This is a genomic window from Extibacter muris, assembly GCF_004345005.1.
In the GTDB taxonomy this organism is placed as follows: domain Bacteria; phylum Bacillota; class Clostridia; order Lachnospirales; family Lachnospiraceae; genus Extibacter; species Extibacter muris.
This window is the reverse complement of record NZ_SMMX01000021.1, coordinates 19080-34140: the sequence shown is the minus strand read 5'-3', so window position 1 is coordinate 34140 and position 15061 is coordinate 19080. Positions and strand designations below refer to the sequence as shown.

Here is a 15061-nt window from a genome sequence, read left to right as displayed (position 1 = left end):
CCTTCTTTCTTTTTTTCTGAACCTGTGATAAAATATATTTGATTGCCGCACTAATCTGAAGGAGGCTGTTCCATGGATTCTCTTGATTACCAGATTCTTGAAAAACTAAAGAGCAATGCAAGGCAGCGTGCCTCCGAAATCAGCCGTGAAGTCCATCTGTCTGTCTCCACGGTCATCGACCGCATCCATAAGATGGAGGCGGCTGGCATCATCAAATCATATACGATCATCACAGATGACGCCAAGGTGGGGAATGATGTGACCGTACTTATAGAAGTGAGTATGGAGCACCCGCAGTTCAATGACACATTTATCGAGAATGTAACGGGCAACCCGTATGTGATAGCATGTTATTACCTTACCGGTGAATTTGACTTTCTGCTGAAAGTCACCTGCAAGTCGTCTGAACATCTGGAAGAGATACACAAGTGGGTCAAAAGCCAGGCAGGTGTCCGCCAGACAAGAACCCACTATGTGCTGAGCACGATTAAGAATATACATTCCTCCCTGCCCGGGAAAGAGGATGCTGTTTAAAAGCAGGAATTATCCCGCTTTTCTTTCTTCTCCCTTTTCTGCAGCTGATGCTGCCACGTCAAGGGCTTCTAAGATTTCTCTTTCTACCTTCCGTCCTTAAGAAACCTGAATTTTTTCGGATATCCACTCATATATGTCTTCATATACGAGTTCACGGTCTGTCTCGTTCAGGATTTCATGCCTATCCCCTTCATAGAGCTTCATTGCCACATCCTGTATGCCTGCCTCCCGGAACTGTTCATATACCTTCTGCACCCCTTTGCCGAAGTCACCCACCGGATCATCCGCTCCTGAAACAATCAAGACCGGAAGGTCCTTTTTGATGTTTGCCGTGCGCTCCTTCTTTGTCAGAACTTTCATCCCCTCAAACATCTGGTAGTATGCACTGACGGTAAATACGAAGCTACAGAGCGAATCACCGGCATACTCGGCACATTTCTTCTCGTCTGAGGTTATCCAGTCCTTCGGTGTATTCCCAGGCTCAAACCGCTTGTTGTAGCTTCCGAAGCTGAGGTTGTCCACCAGGGGGCTTCGGTGTTTCCATCCCTTGAATGCAGCGATGATTCTGCACAGTGTCTGCCCCATAGTGAGCAGGGCATTCCCCTTCCATCCGGTTCCCATGATAACCGCACCGGAGAGCCCCTGGCTGTATACGGTCAGATACTGCCGCAACAGGAAAGACCCCATACTGTGGCCGAGCAGGATATATGGCACGTCCGGGTGCTTTTCCTGTGTAATCTCCCTCAGCTTATGGATGTCTCCGATGATATATTTATTTCCTTTGGCCGCATCAAAATAACCGTGTTCCTCTTCTTTATTGACGGACTGCCCGTGACCGAGATGATCGTGTCCTGTCACGTATATCCCGTGTTCCGTCAGATAATCGGCAAATCCGCTGTATCTTTCGATATATTCCACCATCCCGTGGCATATCTGAACGACAGCTTCTATCTCCTGATCCGGTATCCATTCTGCCGCGTGGATCTGGGTCAGGCCGTCGCGCGACGGATAATAAAAATCTTTTTTCATTCGTACATCTCCTGTTATACATAGATCGCGCCTTTTACGTTTATAGCAGGCGGATTGAATGGTTAGAAACGCTGGCATACGTCCTCCCGGAGCATTTTAATTATGGAATCTGATTATGGAAAAGACCGCTGTATCAGCGGTCATCCATCTTAATATAATCCCGGTGCGGCGCCAGAGGCTTGTATGCCGGCCGTATGATCTTATCTACATTCTTGAGCTCTTCCAGCCTGTGGGCGCTCCATCCTACGATACGGGCAGCGGCAAATATCGGTGTATAGAGTGATGCCGGAAGGTCCAGCATGCTGTACACCAGTCCGCTGTAGAAGTCTACGTTGGCATTGACGCCTTTGTATATCTTGCGTTTTTCTCCGATAACGTCCGGAGCCATATGTTCTACCATCTCATAGAGGGCATATTCTTCCTCAAAGCCCTTTTCCTTGGCCAGCTGTTTTACAAACTTCTTGAAGATATCAGCTCTTGGGTCGGATACAGAATAGATCGCATGTCCCATACCATATATCAGGCCCTTCTGGTCAAAGGCTTTCTTATCCAGGAGATCGCACAGATACTGTCTTACCGCGTCCTCATCCTTCCAGTCGGTAAGCTTCTGCTTCATATCCTCAAACATCTGGGTTACCTTAATGTTGGCTCCACCGTGTTTCGGCCCCTTCAGTGAAGCCATGGCGGCTACGATTGTAGAATATGTATCCGTACCGGAAGATGTAACGACATGGGTCGTAAAGGTGGAGTTGTTACCGCCGCCGTGGTCCATATGGAGCACGAGTGCCATATCCAGTATCTTGGCCTCCAGCTTCGTGTATTTCCTGTCTTCCCTGAGCATCATAAGTATGTTTTCCGCCGTGGACAGCTCAGGTGACGGAGCATAGATAAATAAGTCCTCTCCGAGCCGGTAGTTATATGCATGGTATCCATATACCATAAGCATAGGGAACTGGCTGATCAGGTTCAGGCACTGGCGGAGGACATTTGGTATAGATGTGTCGTCTGCCTTTGCATCATAGGAGTACAGGCTCAGGATAGATCTGGAGAGGCTGTTCATCATATCCCGGCTTGGAGCCTTCATGATGACATCTCTTACGAAGTTCGGCGGAAGCGTCCTCCTCTCGACAAGCGTCTCATGGTACGCCGCCAGCTGCTTATCTGTCGGAAGCTCTCCAAAAAGCAACAGATAGGATATCTCCTCAAATCCATAATGCTTCGCTTCCAGGAACCCTTTGACTAATTCTTTGATATTGTAACCTCTGTAATATAGGTTGCCTGCACAGGGTACTTCTTCGCCATCAACGATTTTCTTGGCACATACGTCGGATATATTTGTCAGACCGGCAAGTACACCTTTGCCATTTACATCGCGGAGGCCCCGTTTAACTTCGTATTTGGTATACAGTTCCTTCTCAATCGTATTGTTGTCCTCACATAGTTGTGCCAGCTGCTGTATCTCCGGCGTGATTTCAAATAATGCATGTTCCACATTTTTAGTCATAGTCATCATCCTTTCTGTCCTTATTCATATTGTCAATCCGCCCTGGGCGGACGAAATATCCCATCCTCAAGTCCTTACGGACATATCCGGCTATATATCAGAAGATCCGGCATGTACACCTTCCGAAACGGCGGCCGTCATGGGGTATAGGTAGTTGCTTAGCCGTGCGAACTCCTCCAGCGTGAGCGACTCCCCACGGACACCCGGACCTTTCCCAAGCTTCTCTATCGCATTGGTTATCTCTTCCTTTGGGATGTCCAGTGTGCCGGAATTGTTCAGCCCGTTTGCGAGCGTCTTGCGCCTCTGGTTAAAAGATGCTCTTATGATATCAAACAGCAGCCTCTCGTCTTTTACTTCGACAGGTGGTTTCTCGTGTCTTGTAAGCCGTATGACGGCAGATCCGACCTTCGGCCTTGGCATGAAGCAGTTCGGCGGTACATTTGCTACTATATATGGCTCTGCGTAATACTGCACGGCCAGCGACAGTGCTCCATAGTCTTTGCTTCCGGGCCCTGTCTGCATCCTGTCTGCCACTTCCTTTTGGACCATGACCGTTATGCTTTCCACCGGAACATTATGCTCAAATAACCCCATTATAATGGGCGTGGTTATATAATACGGCAGATTTGCCACCACTTTAACCAGCCGGCCGGCATGTTCCTCACCGGCCAGCTTCTTTATATCCAGCTTCAGCACATCTTCGTTGATGACCGTTACATTGCCATAGTCTTTCAGCGTGTCCGAAAGAATGGGTATGAGGTTCTTGTCAATCTCAACGGCGACAACTTTCCCGGCCGCCTCTGCCAGATACTGGGTCATGGTTCCGATTCCGGGACCTATCTCCAATACCATATCGTCCTTTGTGATGCCTGCGGCCAGGATAATCTTATCCAAGACATGGGTGTCTATCAAGAAGTTCTGGCCAAACTTTTTCTGAAATGAAAAATCATATTTCTGCAGTATTTCTATGGTATTCTGCGGGTTTCCCAGCGTCGGTCTCATCATATATTACTTAACTCCTGAATAATGTGTTAATTTTTATTATACAACAAAATTGTCTGAAATTCCATACAATTCTATTGCATTGGCTTCTGTCTGTCGTACGACCGTGTCGTAATCTACATTTTTAATGCGTGCAATTTCCTTTGCCACATAGCTGATATACAGAGAATTATTCCTTTTTCCTCTGTATGGCTCCGGTGCGAGATAAGGGCAGTCCGTCTCCAGGACAATAGATGTAAGGGGTGTTACTTCCACTACTTCTTTGAGCTTCTTAGCGTTCTTGAATGTAACGACACCGCCGACGCCGATGTAAAAGCCCATCTTGACATACTCCCGGGCCAGCTCCCTGGAATACGAGAAGCAGTGAATCACTCCTTTGAGCCCCTGTGCGTGCTCCTTCATAACCTCCAGCGTATCTGCCGCTGCATCTCTGCTGTGTATCACTACCGGCAGATTATGCCGGCGGGCCAGCTCAAGCTGGCGGATGAACCACTTCCTCTGCAAATCGTGGGATTCATTGTCCCAGTAGTAATCGAGGCCAATCTCCCCCACGGCTACTACTTTCCTGTTATCAAGCAGCTCTTCCATCTTGCTAAAAGCCTTCTCGTCCAAGCCGCCCACATGATCAGGATGAATCCCTACGGCTGCATACATGAACGGATATCTGCCTGCCAGCTCCACAACCGTCCGGCAGGAATCACACGAGGCGCTGATATTCACGATAGTACCGACACCGCCCGTCTGCATCGAATGCAACAGCTCCTCCCGGTCTGCGTCAAACTGCTCATCATCATAGTGCGCATGCGTATCAAAAATCATAAAACCCTCCATAAATCCGGAAACGCAAGTAGTTGGGGACGGAGGTTTTTTCGATTTCCTCCGTCCCTAACTCATTTTAACGTGTCCCTTTTTATTTTTGCCCTGTCCCTTATAAGAGTTCGGCTCTTAATTGTTCCGGCGTTTTCTTGGAAAGTAATACCGGCGGTATATCAAATACAGTTTTTGCCCCGGTCTCTCCATTCTTTGAGAGCCGGTATGCCGCTCTTGCATAGCATACGAGAACGCTGGCCGTAAACTCTGGGTTTGAATCTAGCTTAAGGGAATACTCGATAATATGCTTGCTTCCCTCTGTTCCGGTCTCGCCGCTGCGGATTACAAACCCTCCGTGGGGCATCTTACCGTGATTTTCTTTCAACTCTTCCTCTGTGATAAAGGTAACGGTTGTCTCATAATCGTCAAAATAGTTCGGCATCGTCTTGATGGCCTGTTCGATTGCTTTAAGGTCAGCACCGTCCTCCGGAACAACATAGCACTCTCGCAGATGCTTTTCCCTTGTAGTAAGCTGTGGCTCTTCTCCGCTTCTGACTCTTTCCACAGCTTTTTCCACAGGCACTGTGTACTGAATCCCATTTTTAACACCTTCTACACGGCGGATTGCGTCAGAATGTCCCTGGCTGACACCTTTTCCCCAGAATGTGTATGTACTTCCCTGCGCAAGTATAGATTCCGCATATAACCGGTTAAGTGAAAACATCCCCGGGTCCCATCCTACGGATATAATTCCCACTTTTCCACCGTCTTTTGCCGCTTTATCCACATTTTCAAAATATTCCGGAATTCTGGCATGCGTATCAAAACTGTCAATCGTATTGAAGTTCTCCACGATTTCAGGGCCCATGACCGGCAGGTCCGTAGCGGAGCCCCCGCAGAGCACCATGACATCAATATCCTCTTTCATAGCAGCCATGTCATCGATATGCATCACAGCTGCAGTTTCCGTAGCAATGCTGATATCGGCCGGGCTCCTCCGGGTGAATACGGCTTTAAGCTCCATATCGTCATTACGGGCTACCGCAAGTTCAACACCCTTTCCAATGTTACCATAACCGACAATACCAATTCTAATCTTATCCATATAATCATTCTCCTCTCAATTGGGGACGGAGGTTTTCTCATTTTCCCCCGTCCCTTTTTGAATTGGGGACGGGGTATTTCTCATTTTCCTCCGTCCCCAATTAAATTTAACGTGTCCCTTTAGCAGATTTCTGCGCCTGCGGGCATTTCTTTTTCTGGTGTCATGAGTGCCAGGCGGCCTTCTGCATCTTCTGCGCACAGCAGCATTCCTTCTGACAGGACTCCGGCAAGTTTGGCCGGTTTCAGATTCACCAGCACCATTACCTTCTTGCCGATCATTTCTTCTGTTTTATAGTGTGCTTTTATACCTGATACAATCTGTTTTACCTCGCTTCCGACTCTTACTTTGGAGCAGAGGAGCTTCTTGGACTTTGGTACTTCTTCACACTCGAGTATCTCGCCTACCTGGAACTGCATCTTCCCGAAATCTTCAAATGTTATCTCCGGCTTCGACTCGATGTCTATGACATCTTCCGGGACCTCTGTTACCGGCGGGTGCAGTTCCTCTACCCGTTTCAGCACTTCTTCAAGATCCTGCCTTGCAAAGAGTATCTCCGGCTTCTCAGTCACTTTACCGTCACCAAGCTGGCTGAGAACCTTCACGGACGTCTCGGGCATGAAAGGCTCAAGCAGCACCGCACCGGCCTTGATGCTTTCCAGCAGGTTGTAGAGTACCGTCTCGAGCCGGTCCTTTTTCCCTTCATCCTTTGCAAGTGCCCACGGCATCGTCTCATCTATATACTTATTGCAGCGCTTGAACAGGTTAAATATCTCCGTAATTGCGTCCGCAACCCGCAGTTCTTCCATCTTGGCTTCCACTGCCTTCGGCGTGCCTTCGGCGACCGCCTTCAAATCCAGATCCACTTCCCCTGTCACATTTTTGTCCGTTACCACGCCCCCAAAGTATTTGTTCGTCATAGAGATGGTCCGGTTCACCAGATTGCCCAGCGTATTGGCAAGGTCTGAATTCATACGCTCTACCATCAGCTCCCATGAAATCACTCCGTCATTTTCAAACGGCATCTCATGTAGCACAAAGTAACGCACCGCATCTACACCGAAGAAGTCTACCAGTTCATCCGCATACAGCACATTCCCTTTTGACTTGCTCATCTTGCCGTCTCCCTGCAGCAGCCACGGATGTCCGAATATCTGCTTTGGAAGAGGCAGATCCAGCGCCATAAGGAAAATCGGCCAGTATATCGTATGGAAACGGATAATGTCCTTGCCGATGAGGTGCAGGTCAGCCGGCCAGTCCCTTTTGAACTGTTCCGTATTTTCGCCCCCGCAATCATAGCCGATTCCGGTAATATAGTTGGTCAGTGCATCCAGCCATACGTACACTACATGGCCCGGATCAAAATCCACCGGGATCCCCCACTTGAATGAAGTCCTGGAGACACACAGGTCCTGAAGCCCAGGCAGCAGAAAATTGTTCATCATCTCATTTTTACGGGATACCGGCTGTATGAACTCCGGATGCGTATTGATATGCTCGATCAGACGGTCTGCATACTTGCTCATCTTGAAGAAATAAGCCTCTTCCTTTGCCGGCTGCACTTCTCGTCCGCAGTCAGGGCATTTTCCGTCCACGAGCTGAGATTCTGTAAAAAAGGATTCGCACGGCGTGCAGTACATCCCCTCATAATGCCCCTTATATATGTCTCCCTGGTCGTACAGCTTTTTAAATATCTTCTGCACCTGCTTCTCATGATACTCGTCGGTCGTACGGATGAATTTGTCATATGAAGTATTCATCAGATTCCAGATGCCCTGGATATCTGCTGCAACGCCATCCACAAACTCTTTCGGCGTAACGCCGGCTTCTTCTGCCTTAAGCTCTATCTTCTGGCCGTGCTCATCCGTGCCGGTCTGGAAGAACACATCATATCCCTGGCTCCTCTTATATCTGGCTATCGCATCGGCCAGCACGATTTCGTACGTATTCCCTATATGGGGCTTTCCTGATGTATAGGCAATGGCTGTCGTAATATAATACTTTTGTTTTTCCATCTCTTGTCCTCCTGCAGTTGAAATAAAAAAAGTCTTCCCTAATCCTTCAATCAGAGAAGACGAGTTCACCCGTGATACCACTTCTATTTATCTCTGCCTCACGGCAAAGACCTCAGCAAGTGCCTCCCGGCACTCTCCCGCAGTAAAGGGCGGACCCATTGCAGCCTAGCATGGAACACATGCAGACGTCATCCGCCACCATATGCCCCCTGTTCGGTACACCACTCAGAAGCCATCTTCCGTCAGTCTTCATTCATCCCTCTCAGCATCCCCATGCGGCCCTGCATTATCATCCACCCGCCGCCAAGGTTCAGGATATCTCTGTATAATGTCAAAAGACGTACTCTCTTCGTCATCGCGTTTATTCTTATAATTAATTATTTTATTTCAACTCTTTATTAATATGGTAAAAATCGTAACATAAGGAAATTCAATTGTCAAGCCGTGGAAGCTGCGGAACATTCATACGATGGCCTGTTCCTGCATATTTATAGGTAAAACATCCAAGGAGCCTCCATGCGTAAAAAAATATCGCTTTTCCTGACCGTCACGCTCCTCTTCGCGCTTGCCGCTCTGGCGTCCTGCTCCAGAGGCAGCGGCAGTGCAGACGCAAAATTTGAAGCTTACACGAACAGCTTGTTCTGCCAGGAAGTTTCCTCCAACACGATTTCTCTCCACTATACATTAGAAAATCCAACCGATTATGGAATAAAAGAGGCCCCTGTCTCCTTTGGCAGCTGCACTACTGACACAGCCTCCATCAGTGCCTCTGCGGAAAATGCCCTGGCGTCGCTCCACGCCCATAACCGTGCACAGCTTTCAGATAAAAATAAGCTGACCTACGACGTGCTGGATGATTATCTCGGTATTTCCCTTGAAGAGGCGGGATATGCATTGTATGATGAACCACTGGCCCCGCTAACAGGCACGCAGGCACAGCTCCCGGTACTTCTCTCAGAATATCAATTTAAGAATACGGAGGATATAGATACCTACCTGACGCTTATGACAAAGCTGCCGGAATATTTTGAATCTATCATAGCCTTCGAGCAGGCCAAATCTGACAAGGGGCTGTTCATGGCATCTTATTCCGCAGATGACATTATCGATGAATGCAATGCATTTGTCAGTATGGGAAACGACAACTACCTCTACTCCTCCTTCACCGAGCGTCTGGACGCCATGAAGCTTGACAAGGCGGAGTATGACGATTATGTAAAACGCAACAATGAAAATGTCAAGGACTACATTTTTCCTTCTTATAAAAAACTGGCAGAGGCTTTGCAGGCCCTGCGCACGACAGGCAAGAACGACAACGGCCTGTGCTACCTTCCGGACGGCCGTGATTACTATGAGCTGGTCGTAAAACGGGAAACCGGTTCAAGCCGTTCGGTCAAGGAACTGAAGGAACTCACTCAGACGCAGATACTGGAAGACCTGACCGCGATGCAGCAGATACTCACATCCTCATCAAAAGAGACATTTTCTAATGCGGCACCGGCGCTTTCAGATACAGATCCTGTCTCTATCCTGTCAAGCCTGAAATCCAAGCTGAAAGGGAGTTTTCCTGATCCGCCTGACGTCTCTACTGAGATCAAATATGTACAGAAGTCCATGGAAGAGTATCTAAGCCCTGCCTTCTTCATGGTTCCGGCCATCGACAGCACTACGGACAATGTCATCTACATCAACCAGGGGCATATGCCGGATGACCTGTCGCTGTTCACGACGCTTGCGCATGAAGGATATCCCGGCCACCTGTACCAGACCGTATACTTCCAGAACCTGAAGCCTGATCCGATACGCAATCTGCTGAATTTCGGGGGCTACACGGAAGGTTGGGCCACTTATACCGAGATGCTCAGCTATTATTATGCACCGATACCCAAAGAGCAGGCCGCGCTGCTGCAGCGTAATACTTCCGTGATATTGGGGCTGTACGCCCTGGCCGACATTGGAATCCACTACGATGGCTGGAAGCTGATGGATACGGTATCCTTCTTCCGGCAGTACGGCATCGAAGATGCCAATACGATAGAAAGCATATATGACCTGATTATATCGGACCCCGCAAACTACCTGAAGTACTACATCGGTTATGTTGAATTTATGGAACTGAAAAAAGAAGCCATCGACAAATGGGGCGATGCCTTCACCCAGGAAAATTTCCACAAGAAAGTGCTTACCGCTGGCCCGGCCTCTTTCGACATACTCCGTACATACATTTTCCAATAATATATCCCCAAAATCATTTTGCAAAAGTACCGGGCCAGAGTAAGGCCGCCGCATAATAACTGCGGCGGCTTTTTATTGCATGGGGACACCGTAAAACAAATTAGGGACAGGGGAAAACGAGATGGGGACGGAGGTTTTTTAAAAAACCTCCGTCCCCATCTCGTTTTCCCCTATACCATCATCCCTGCCAGTACCACGCTGGCTACGAGGCCGGCAAAGGTGGCGAACATGGCGCCTGACAGCGTATATCTGGTCTTTGTCACCTTGGCAGTCATAAAGTAGACGCTCATCGTGTAGAATATCGTCTCTGTGCACGACATGCTGATGGAGGCGATCAGGCCGATATAGGAATCTGTCCCGTATTCTTTGAACGCATCCAGCAGCAGGCCCGTGGCCGCGGAGGATGAGAACATCTTGACTACGGTGAGCGGCACGAGCTCTCCAGGAAAACCTATGTATTCGGTGGCTTTGCCGATAATCCCGGACATGAAGCCGAGAAAGCCCGATGCCCGCAGTATCCCCACCGCCACCATGAGTCCAATCAGGGTAGGCATAATCTTGATGACGGTATAGAAGCCGCTCTTCGCCCCCTTTACAAACGTATCATAGACATTTACTTTCATCAGCACCCCATAGCTCACGATGCCAAAGATTACGAGCGGCACGATGAAGTCTGATACATACATGAATAACCGCATAAACCATTTCCTTATAACAGATGCTTATTATCAATATATGCCCTACCGCGCAGCTTTATGGTTAATTTCCTCCATTGAAAGGCAGATAAAAAAAGAATATACTTATATACAGTAAGAGATTTACAACAGGACGGTGGTAAGATGGACAGCAAGAATGATTTCGGGCAGGGCAGCGTGGCGGGGAACATTATGCGGCTCGCTATCCCCATGACACTGGCTCAGCTCATCAATGTACTATACAATGTAGTAGACCGGATATATATCGGACATATCCCGCACACATCAACACAGGCCCTCACCGGTATCGGGCTCACGCTCCCGGTCATTACGATTATTACCGCATTCGCCAATCTGTTCGGCATGGGAGGGGCCCCGCTGTTCTCTATGGCGCGGGGACGCGGGGACACTGAACGCGCCCGGAAGATTATGGCCAACTCGTTCTCCATGCTTATCATCTCCGGGGTGCTTCTCGCCGTCCTCTGCTATCTGTTCAAACGGCCCCTCCTTTATCTTTTCGGAGCCAGCGATGTCACCTTCCCTTACGCCGATGCATACCTGACACTCTACCTGTGCGGCACGTTGTTCGTAATGACAAGCCTCGGGATGAACAATTTCATCAACGCGCAGGGGTTCGGCATCACCGGCATGCTGACGGTTTCGATCGGCGCAGTACTGAATCTGATACTGGATCCAATTTTCATCTTCGTCTTCCATATGGGTGTGAGGGGTGCGGCATCGGCCACCGTTCTCTCCCAGTTCGTCTCCGCCGTCTGGGTCTTCCGCTTTCTCACCGGCCGGAAAGCGATACTGCGTATAGCAGGAACATATATGCGGCCGGAAGCAGCACTTGCAAAAGAAATCACAGGACTTGGGCTGTCAGGCTTTGTGATGGCTGTCACGAACGGATCCGTTCAGATCATGTGCAACGCAACACTACAGCGCTATGGGGGCGACCTCTATGTCGGCATCATGACGGTGATCAATTCCGTGCGGGAAATCGTCACCATGCCCGTCAACGGCCTGACAAGCGGTGCGCAGCCGGTTATGAGCTTTAATTACGGTGCGGAAAAATATGACCGTGTCCGCTCGGCTATCAGCTTTTCCACGATATGGGCCATCGTATTCTCCACAGCCGCATGGGCCATGATATTCTTTTTCCCCAACTTCTTCCTGCACCTGTTCAGCAGCGAATCTGAATTGATACAGGATGGGGTACCCGCAATGCGCATCTATTTCTTCGGCATCTTCATGATGGCGCTGCAGTTTGCGGGACAGTCGGTATTCGTGGCGCTCGGCAAATCCAGACAGGCGGTATTCTTCTCCCTGTTCCGAAAAGTCGTCATTGTCATTCCACTGACACTGTGGCTGACTGCCATATGCGGCTTAGGTACAGACGGCGTATTTCTGGCTGAACCCGTGTCCAACTTCATCGGAGGGACCGCCTGTTTTGTAACCATGATGCTGACCATCTGGCCTGCACTTCGCAGGCACCCAGAGTAATCTGACGGCCGCTGCCATCCAGGGTTCCCTTCCAGCCCCGAACACGCCCCGGCACTTTGTACATACCGACATAGCTATCAGAATACATCAGAAGGCAGGCTCCGCACACGTAAGCCTGCCTTCTTAACAATATTGTGCTATCTTAAATTACCCCATCTGCAAAAGCTTCGCCTTCAGCTCACTTTCCAGACGCATCATCTCCTGCTCCGCCTCCCGGCGTTTCTGGCGGCCGTTCTGCTGAATCTGCATCACTTCATCGAGGGTGGAGATGAGCGATTCGTTCGTCATCTTAAGCGTCTCCATATCCACGATGCCACGCTCCGATTCCTTCGCCGTCTCCACGGTAGCCATCTTAAGCTTCTGGGCATTCTTTCTCAACAGTTCGTTCGTCATATCCGTCACTTCCCGTTGCGCCGCCGCAGCCTGCGCGGAATGCTCCACGCCGAGGGCAAGCACCATCTGGCTCTTCCAGAGCGGTACCGTATTCACGATAGTGGACTGGATCTTCTCCACCATCAGCGTATCATTGCCCTGCACGAGACGGATCTGCGGCGCCGTCTGGATAGAAATCGTCCTCGTCAGCTCCAGATCATGTATCTTCTTCTCGAACCGGTTGCACATAGAGTCCAGATCCTTCGCTGCCTGGGCATCCTCGGGAAGGCCGCTCCTCTGGGCCTTCTCCATCAATTCGGGAAGCCTGCCGTCCCGTATATCCCGCAGCTTCTTCTTCCCCGCCAGAATATACATGGAAAGCTCTTTAAAATACGTAAGATTCACGTCATACATCTTATCCAGGATGGCAACATCTTTCAACAGCTGCACCTGATGATTTTCCAGCACCTTGCATATCTGGTTCACATTGTCCTCTGCCTTGTCATACTTCGCTTTCATCGCCGTGATCTTATTGGACGTCTTCTTAAATATATTGCCAAAGAATCCCTTATCCTCTTCCTCATCGAAGCTTTTGAGTTCCTTCACCACACCGGAAAGCAGTCCGCCTACTTCGCCCAGGTCCTTCGTCTTCACATTTTCGAGGGCATTTTCCGAGAAATCTGCCATCTTCTTCTGGGTCCCCACGCCGTACTGGAGGATTACGGAAGAGTTCGTCAGATCGATCTGATCTGCAAATGTATCCACTGCTTTCCTCTCTTCTTCCGTCAGGATGCTTTCGTCAAATATCTGTGCCTCTTCCTGCCTGGCAGGAGGGGCGCTCCGCTGCTCTTCCTGGAATGGGTCCAATGTCAAAGTGGGTGTCGTCTGAAACTGTTCAAATTCTTTCTCCATATTAATATCCTCCGCCCGGCTGTGCCGGTCTCATATATTCTCTCGCCTAAAAGTCGTCTTTCGTAAGTCCCTCCTGCGCCAGCATCGTCTTCAGTACAGATATGTCGGACGACACATCCCATGCCGTATCCTGGAACAGGCTGTCCAGCAGCTTTTCAAACGCTGCGTTCAGCGTATCAAGCGTCTTTTCAATCTCCTGTTTGGAAGACAGTATGTTCTCCCCTTGTACCGGCTGAGCGTCCAACTCCTCATATGCCTCCAGAAGCTTGACCGTAGTGGGCAGATAGTATTCCATGAGCCTGCGTATCTCCGGCACGCAGCCCGGATTCTGTTCCACACGGTCGAAAATCCGGTCCACGAGCGTCTCCATGCGGGATATCTTGGCCGATATCTCTACGCCCGGAATGGCGTCGTTGCATTCGTGGATCTTCTTTATATATGCATCGCCCGTGCGGATGATCCCCCTAATCTGCGGATCCATGCTCTCAGCCATCTCTTCCTGCTGCGCTTTTCTTTCCTGCTCCTGCCGCTTCTGCGCCTCCGTATGTTCCATCAGCTCTTCGTATTGGCGGTATGCATGGTGCGTCACCATGAGGCACGTCCGCTGCCTGTCCAGGTGTCCTTGTCTGAACCACCCTTTCTCAATCATCTTTTCCAGATCCTTTACTACGAACTTGGGCGGCTTCTTCACCCGTTCCGCCAGCGCCTTGACATCCCCGTATTCCCTGCCTTCCATTCCCTTTATGTAGGCGTTGAAGCGCTTGACCTTACCGAGTACGTGATGCCCTGCTCCGGCCAGAACCGCTCCGGCCCCGAGCAGGATGACACCAAAACCGAACAAAAGCTGGAATAGGAAATCAAAGCTGCCGATTGCAAGTTCTCTTATCATATAGACAGGCAGGCCGATCAGAAGAAGGCCGCCGAGCATATATCCCGCAGCAGCCATGATGACACCACCGGCCTTCGCGCCTCCTGTCCTGGCGTACAGCTCAGGCATCTGCCTTCCGGACGCGTCGAACCCATACCCGTTCTGTCCCTGGTACTGCCCGGGATAAGGGCGGCTCCGGTACGTCCTTGCGCCCCGTGCCTGCCTGCTTTGACGGGCCATGTCCTTCATACTTTTGTCCACCGCGTCACCGGCGCTTCGCACCCCTTTTCCAATGCCGTCCACCGCATGGTATATCGTATCATTGATTGTCTGATTCAATCTATCAAAATTTCTCGTATCCACCGCATCCTGCACCGTCCTGCGGATATCTTCCCCAAATCTTTCCCAATCCCAGTTCGCCATCATATCCTCCTGGTTATCACTACTATCGAATCAGCTGCCTCTATATAGGGCTGCCTC

The 15061-nt window shown here is 49.8% G+C and carries 13 protein-coding genes; 3 read left to right on the top strand and 10 right to left on the bottom strand.

All coding sequences use genetic code 11. The features are described from left to right. The first annotated feature begins 72 nt into the window (after nucleotides 1–72). Nucleotides 73–534: an Lrp/AsnC family transcriptional regulator gene (locus E1963_RS17085; protein ID WP_132280631.1), complete on the top strand. Its 462-nt coding sequence runs from the start codon at nucleotides 73–75 to the stop codon at nucleotides 532–534. A gap of 96 nt (nucleotides 535–630) precedes the next feature. Here the strand turns inward: E1963_RS17085 and E1963_RS17080 are convergent, their stop codons facing one another. The 7 genes from E1963_RS17080 to E1963_RS19820 form a co-directional block, all read right to left on the bottom strand. Then, the gene (locus E1963_RS17080; protein WP_132280628.1) at nucleotides 631–1563 is read right to left on the bottom strand and encodes an alpha/beta fold hydrolase; all 933 of its coding nucleotides are present in this window, start codon (nucleotides 1561–1563) and stop codon (nucleotides 631–633) included. Nucleotides 1564–1696: 133 nt separating this feature from the next. Then, a complete protein-coding gene (locus E1963_RS17075; RefSeq protein WP_132280625.1) occupies nucleotides 1697–3067 on the bottom strand; it encodes a citrate/2-methylcitrate synthase in 1371 nt (456 codons plus the stop codon). Between the two features lie 90 nt (nucleotides 3068–3157). Continuing rightward, nucleotides 3158–4072, bottom strand: a complete 915-nt coding sequence (gene rsmA, locus E1963_RS17070; protein WP_132280622.1) for a 16S rRNA (adenine(1518)-N(6)/adenine(1519)-N(6))-dimethyltransferase RsmA — start codon at nucleotides 4070–4072, stop codon at nucleotides 3158–3160. A gap of 36 nt (nucleotides 4073–4108) precedes the next feature. Further along, nucleotides 4109–4888 carry a TatD family hydrolase gene (locus E1963_RS17065; protein WP_132280619.1) on the bottom strand — a complete coding sequence of 260 codons (780 nt, stop codon included), beginning with the start codon at nucleotides 4886–4888 and terminating at the stop codon, nucleotides 4109–4111. A 109-nt stretch (nucleotides 4889–4997) separates the two neighbouring features. Beyond that, on the bottom strand, nucleotides 4998–5984 hold the full coding sequence (locus E1963_RS17060; RefSeq protein ID WP_132280616.1) for a diaminopimelate dehydrogenase: 987 nt from the start codon (nucleotides 5982–5984) through the stop codon (nucleotides 4998–5000). A 119-nt stretch (nucleotides 5985–6103) separates the two neighbouring features. Next, entirely contained in the window at nucleotides 6104–7996 is a 1893-nt protein-coding gene (gene metG / locus E1963_RS17055) for a methionine--tRNA ligase (RefSeq protein WP_132280613.1), read from the bottom strand. 112 nt (nucleotides 7997–8108) lie between these two features. Then, nucleotides 8109–8249, bottom strand: a complete 141-nt coding sequence (locus E1963_RS19820) for a hypothetical protein (protein ID WP_167482235.1) — start codon at nucleotides 8247–8249, stop codon at nucleotides 8109–8111. A gap of 263 nt (nucleotides 8250–8512) precedes the next feature. Here E1963_RS19820 and E1963_RS17050 point away from each other — a divergent pair, with 263 nt between their 5' ends. Beyond that, the gene (locus tag E1963_RS17050; RefSeq protein ID WP_132280610.1) at nucleotides 8513–10231 is read left to right on the top strand and encodes a DUF885 domain-containing protein; all 1719 of its coding nucleotides are present in this window, start codon (nucleotides 8513–8515) and stop codon (nucleotides 10229–10231) included. A gap of 170 nt (nucleotides 10232–10401) precedes the next feature. Here the strand turns inward: E1963_RS17050 and E1963_RS17045 are convergent, their stop codons facing one another. After that, nucleotides 10402–10929 (bottom strand): spore maturation protein, encoded by a 528-nt coding sequence (locus E1963_RS17045; protein WP_132280607.1) that lies wholly within the window; start codon nucleotides 10927–10929, stop codon nucleotides 10402–10404. A gap of 141 nt (nucleotides 10930–11070) precedes the next feature. On the opposite strand from E1963_RS17045, the gene E1963_RS17040 reads away from it, so the two are divergent. Continuing rightward, nucleotides 11071–12429, top strand: coding sequence for an MATE family efflux transporter (locus E1963_RS17040; protein ID WP_132280604.1), 1359 nt, complete (start codon nucleotides 11071–11073; stop codon nucleotides 12427–12429). A gap of 147 nt (nucleotides 12430–12576) precedes the next feature. Here the strand turns inward: E1963_RS17040 and E1963_RS17035 are convergent, their stop codons facing one another. Together E1963_RS17035 and E1963_RS17030 are read right to left on the bottom strand one after the other, a co-directional pair. After that, on the bottom strand, nucleotides 12577–13713 hold the full coding sequence (locus E1963_RS17035) for a toxic anion resistance protein (protein ID WP_132280601.1): 1137 nt from the start codon (nucleotides 13711–13713) through the stop codon (nucleotides 12577–12579). Between the two features lie 46 nt (nucleotides 13714–13759). Beyond that, nucleotides 13760–15004 (bottom strand): 5-bromo-4-chloroindolyl phosphate hydrolysis family protein, encoded by a 1245-nt coding sequence (locus tag E1963_RS17030; RefSeq protein ID WP_201272059.1) that lies wholly within the window; start codon nucleotides 15002–15004, stop codon nucleotides 13760–13762. Between the last annotated feature and the right edge of the window lie 57 nt (nucleotides 15005–15061).

What these genes read in the sequence shown, in the direction of transcription:
- E1963_RS17085 (WP_132280631.1), top strand. Translation starts at nt 73, where the DNA reads ATGGATTCTCTTGATTACCAGATTCTTGAAAAACTAAAGAGCAATGCA.
- E1963_RS17080 (WP_132280628.1), bottom strand. Translation starts at nt 1,563, where the DNA reads ATGAAAAAAGATTTTTATTATCCGTCGCGCGACGGCCTGACCCAGATC.
- E1963_RS17075 (WP_132280625.1), bottom strand. Translation starts at nt 3,067, where the DNA reads ATGACTAAAAATGTGGAACATGCATTATTTGAAATCACGCCGGAGATA.
- rsmA (WP_132280622.1), bottom strand. Translation starts at nt 4,072, where the DNA reads ATGATGAGACCGACGCTGGGAAACCCGCAGAATACCATAGAAATACTG.
- E1963_RS17065 (WP_132280619.1), bottom strand. Translation starts at nt 4,888, where the DNA reads ATGATTTTTGATACGCATGCGCACTATGATGATGAGCAGTTTGACGCA.
- E1963_RS17060 (WP_132280616.1), bottom strand. Translation starts at nt 5,984, where the DNA reads ATGGATAAGATTAGAATTGGTATTGTCGGTTATGGTAACATTGGAAAG.
- metG (WP_132280613.1), bottom strand. Translation starts at nt 7,996, where the DNA reads ATGGAAAAACAAAAGTATTATATTACGACAGCCATTGCCTATACATCA.
- E1963_RS19820 (WP_167482235.1), bottom strand. Translation starts at nt 8,249, where the DNA reads ATGAAGACTGACGGAAGATGGCTTCTGAGTGGTGTACCGAACAGGGGG.
- E1963_RS17050 (WP_132280610.1), top strand. Translation starts at nt 8,513, where the DNA reads ATGCGTAAAAAAATATCGCTTTTCCTGACCGTCACGCTCCTCTTCGCG.
- E1963_RS17045 (WP_132280607.1), bottom strand. Translation starts at nt 10,929, where the DNA reads ATGCGGTTATTCATGTATGTATCAGACTTCATCGTGCCGCTCGTAATC.
- E1963_RS17040 (WP_132280604.1), top strand. Translation starts at nt 11,071, where the DNA reads ATGGACAGCAAGAATGATTTCGGGCAGGGCAGCGTGGCGGGGAACATT.
- E1963_RS17035 (WP_132280601.1), bottom strand. Translation starts at nt 13,713, where the DNA reads ATGGAGAAAGAATTTGAACAGTTTCAGACGACACCCACTTTGACATTG.
- E1963_RS17030 (WP_201272059.1), bottom strand. Translation starts at nt 15,004, where the DNA reads ATGGCGAACTGGGATTGGGAAAGATTTGGGGAAGATATCCGCAGGACG.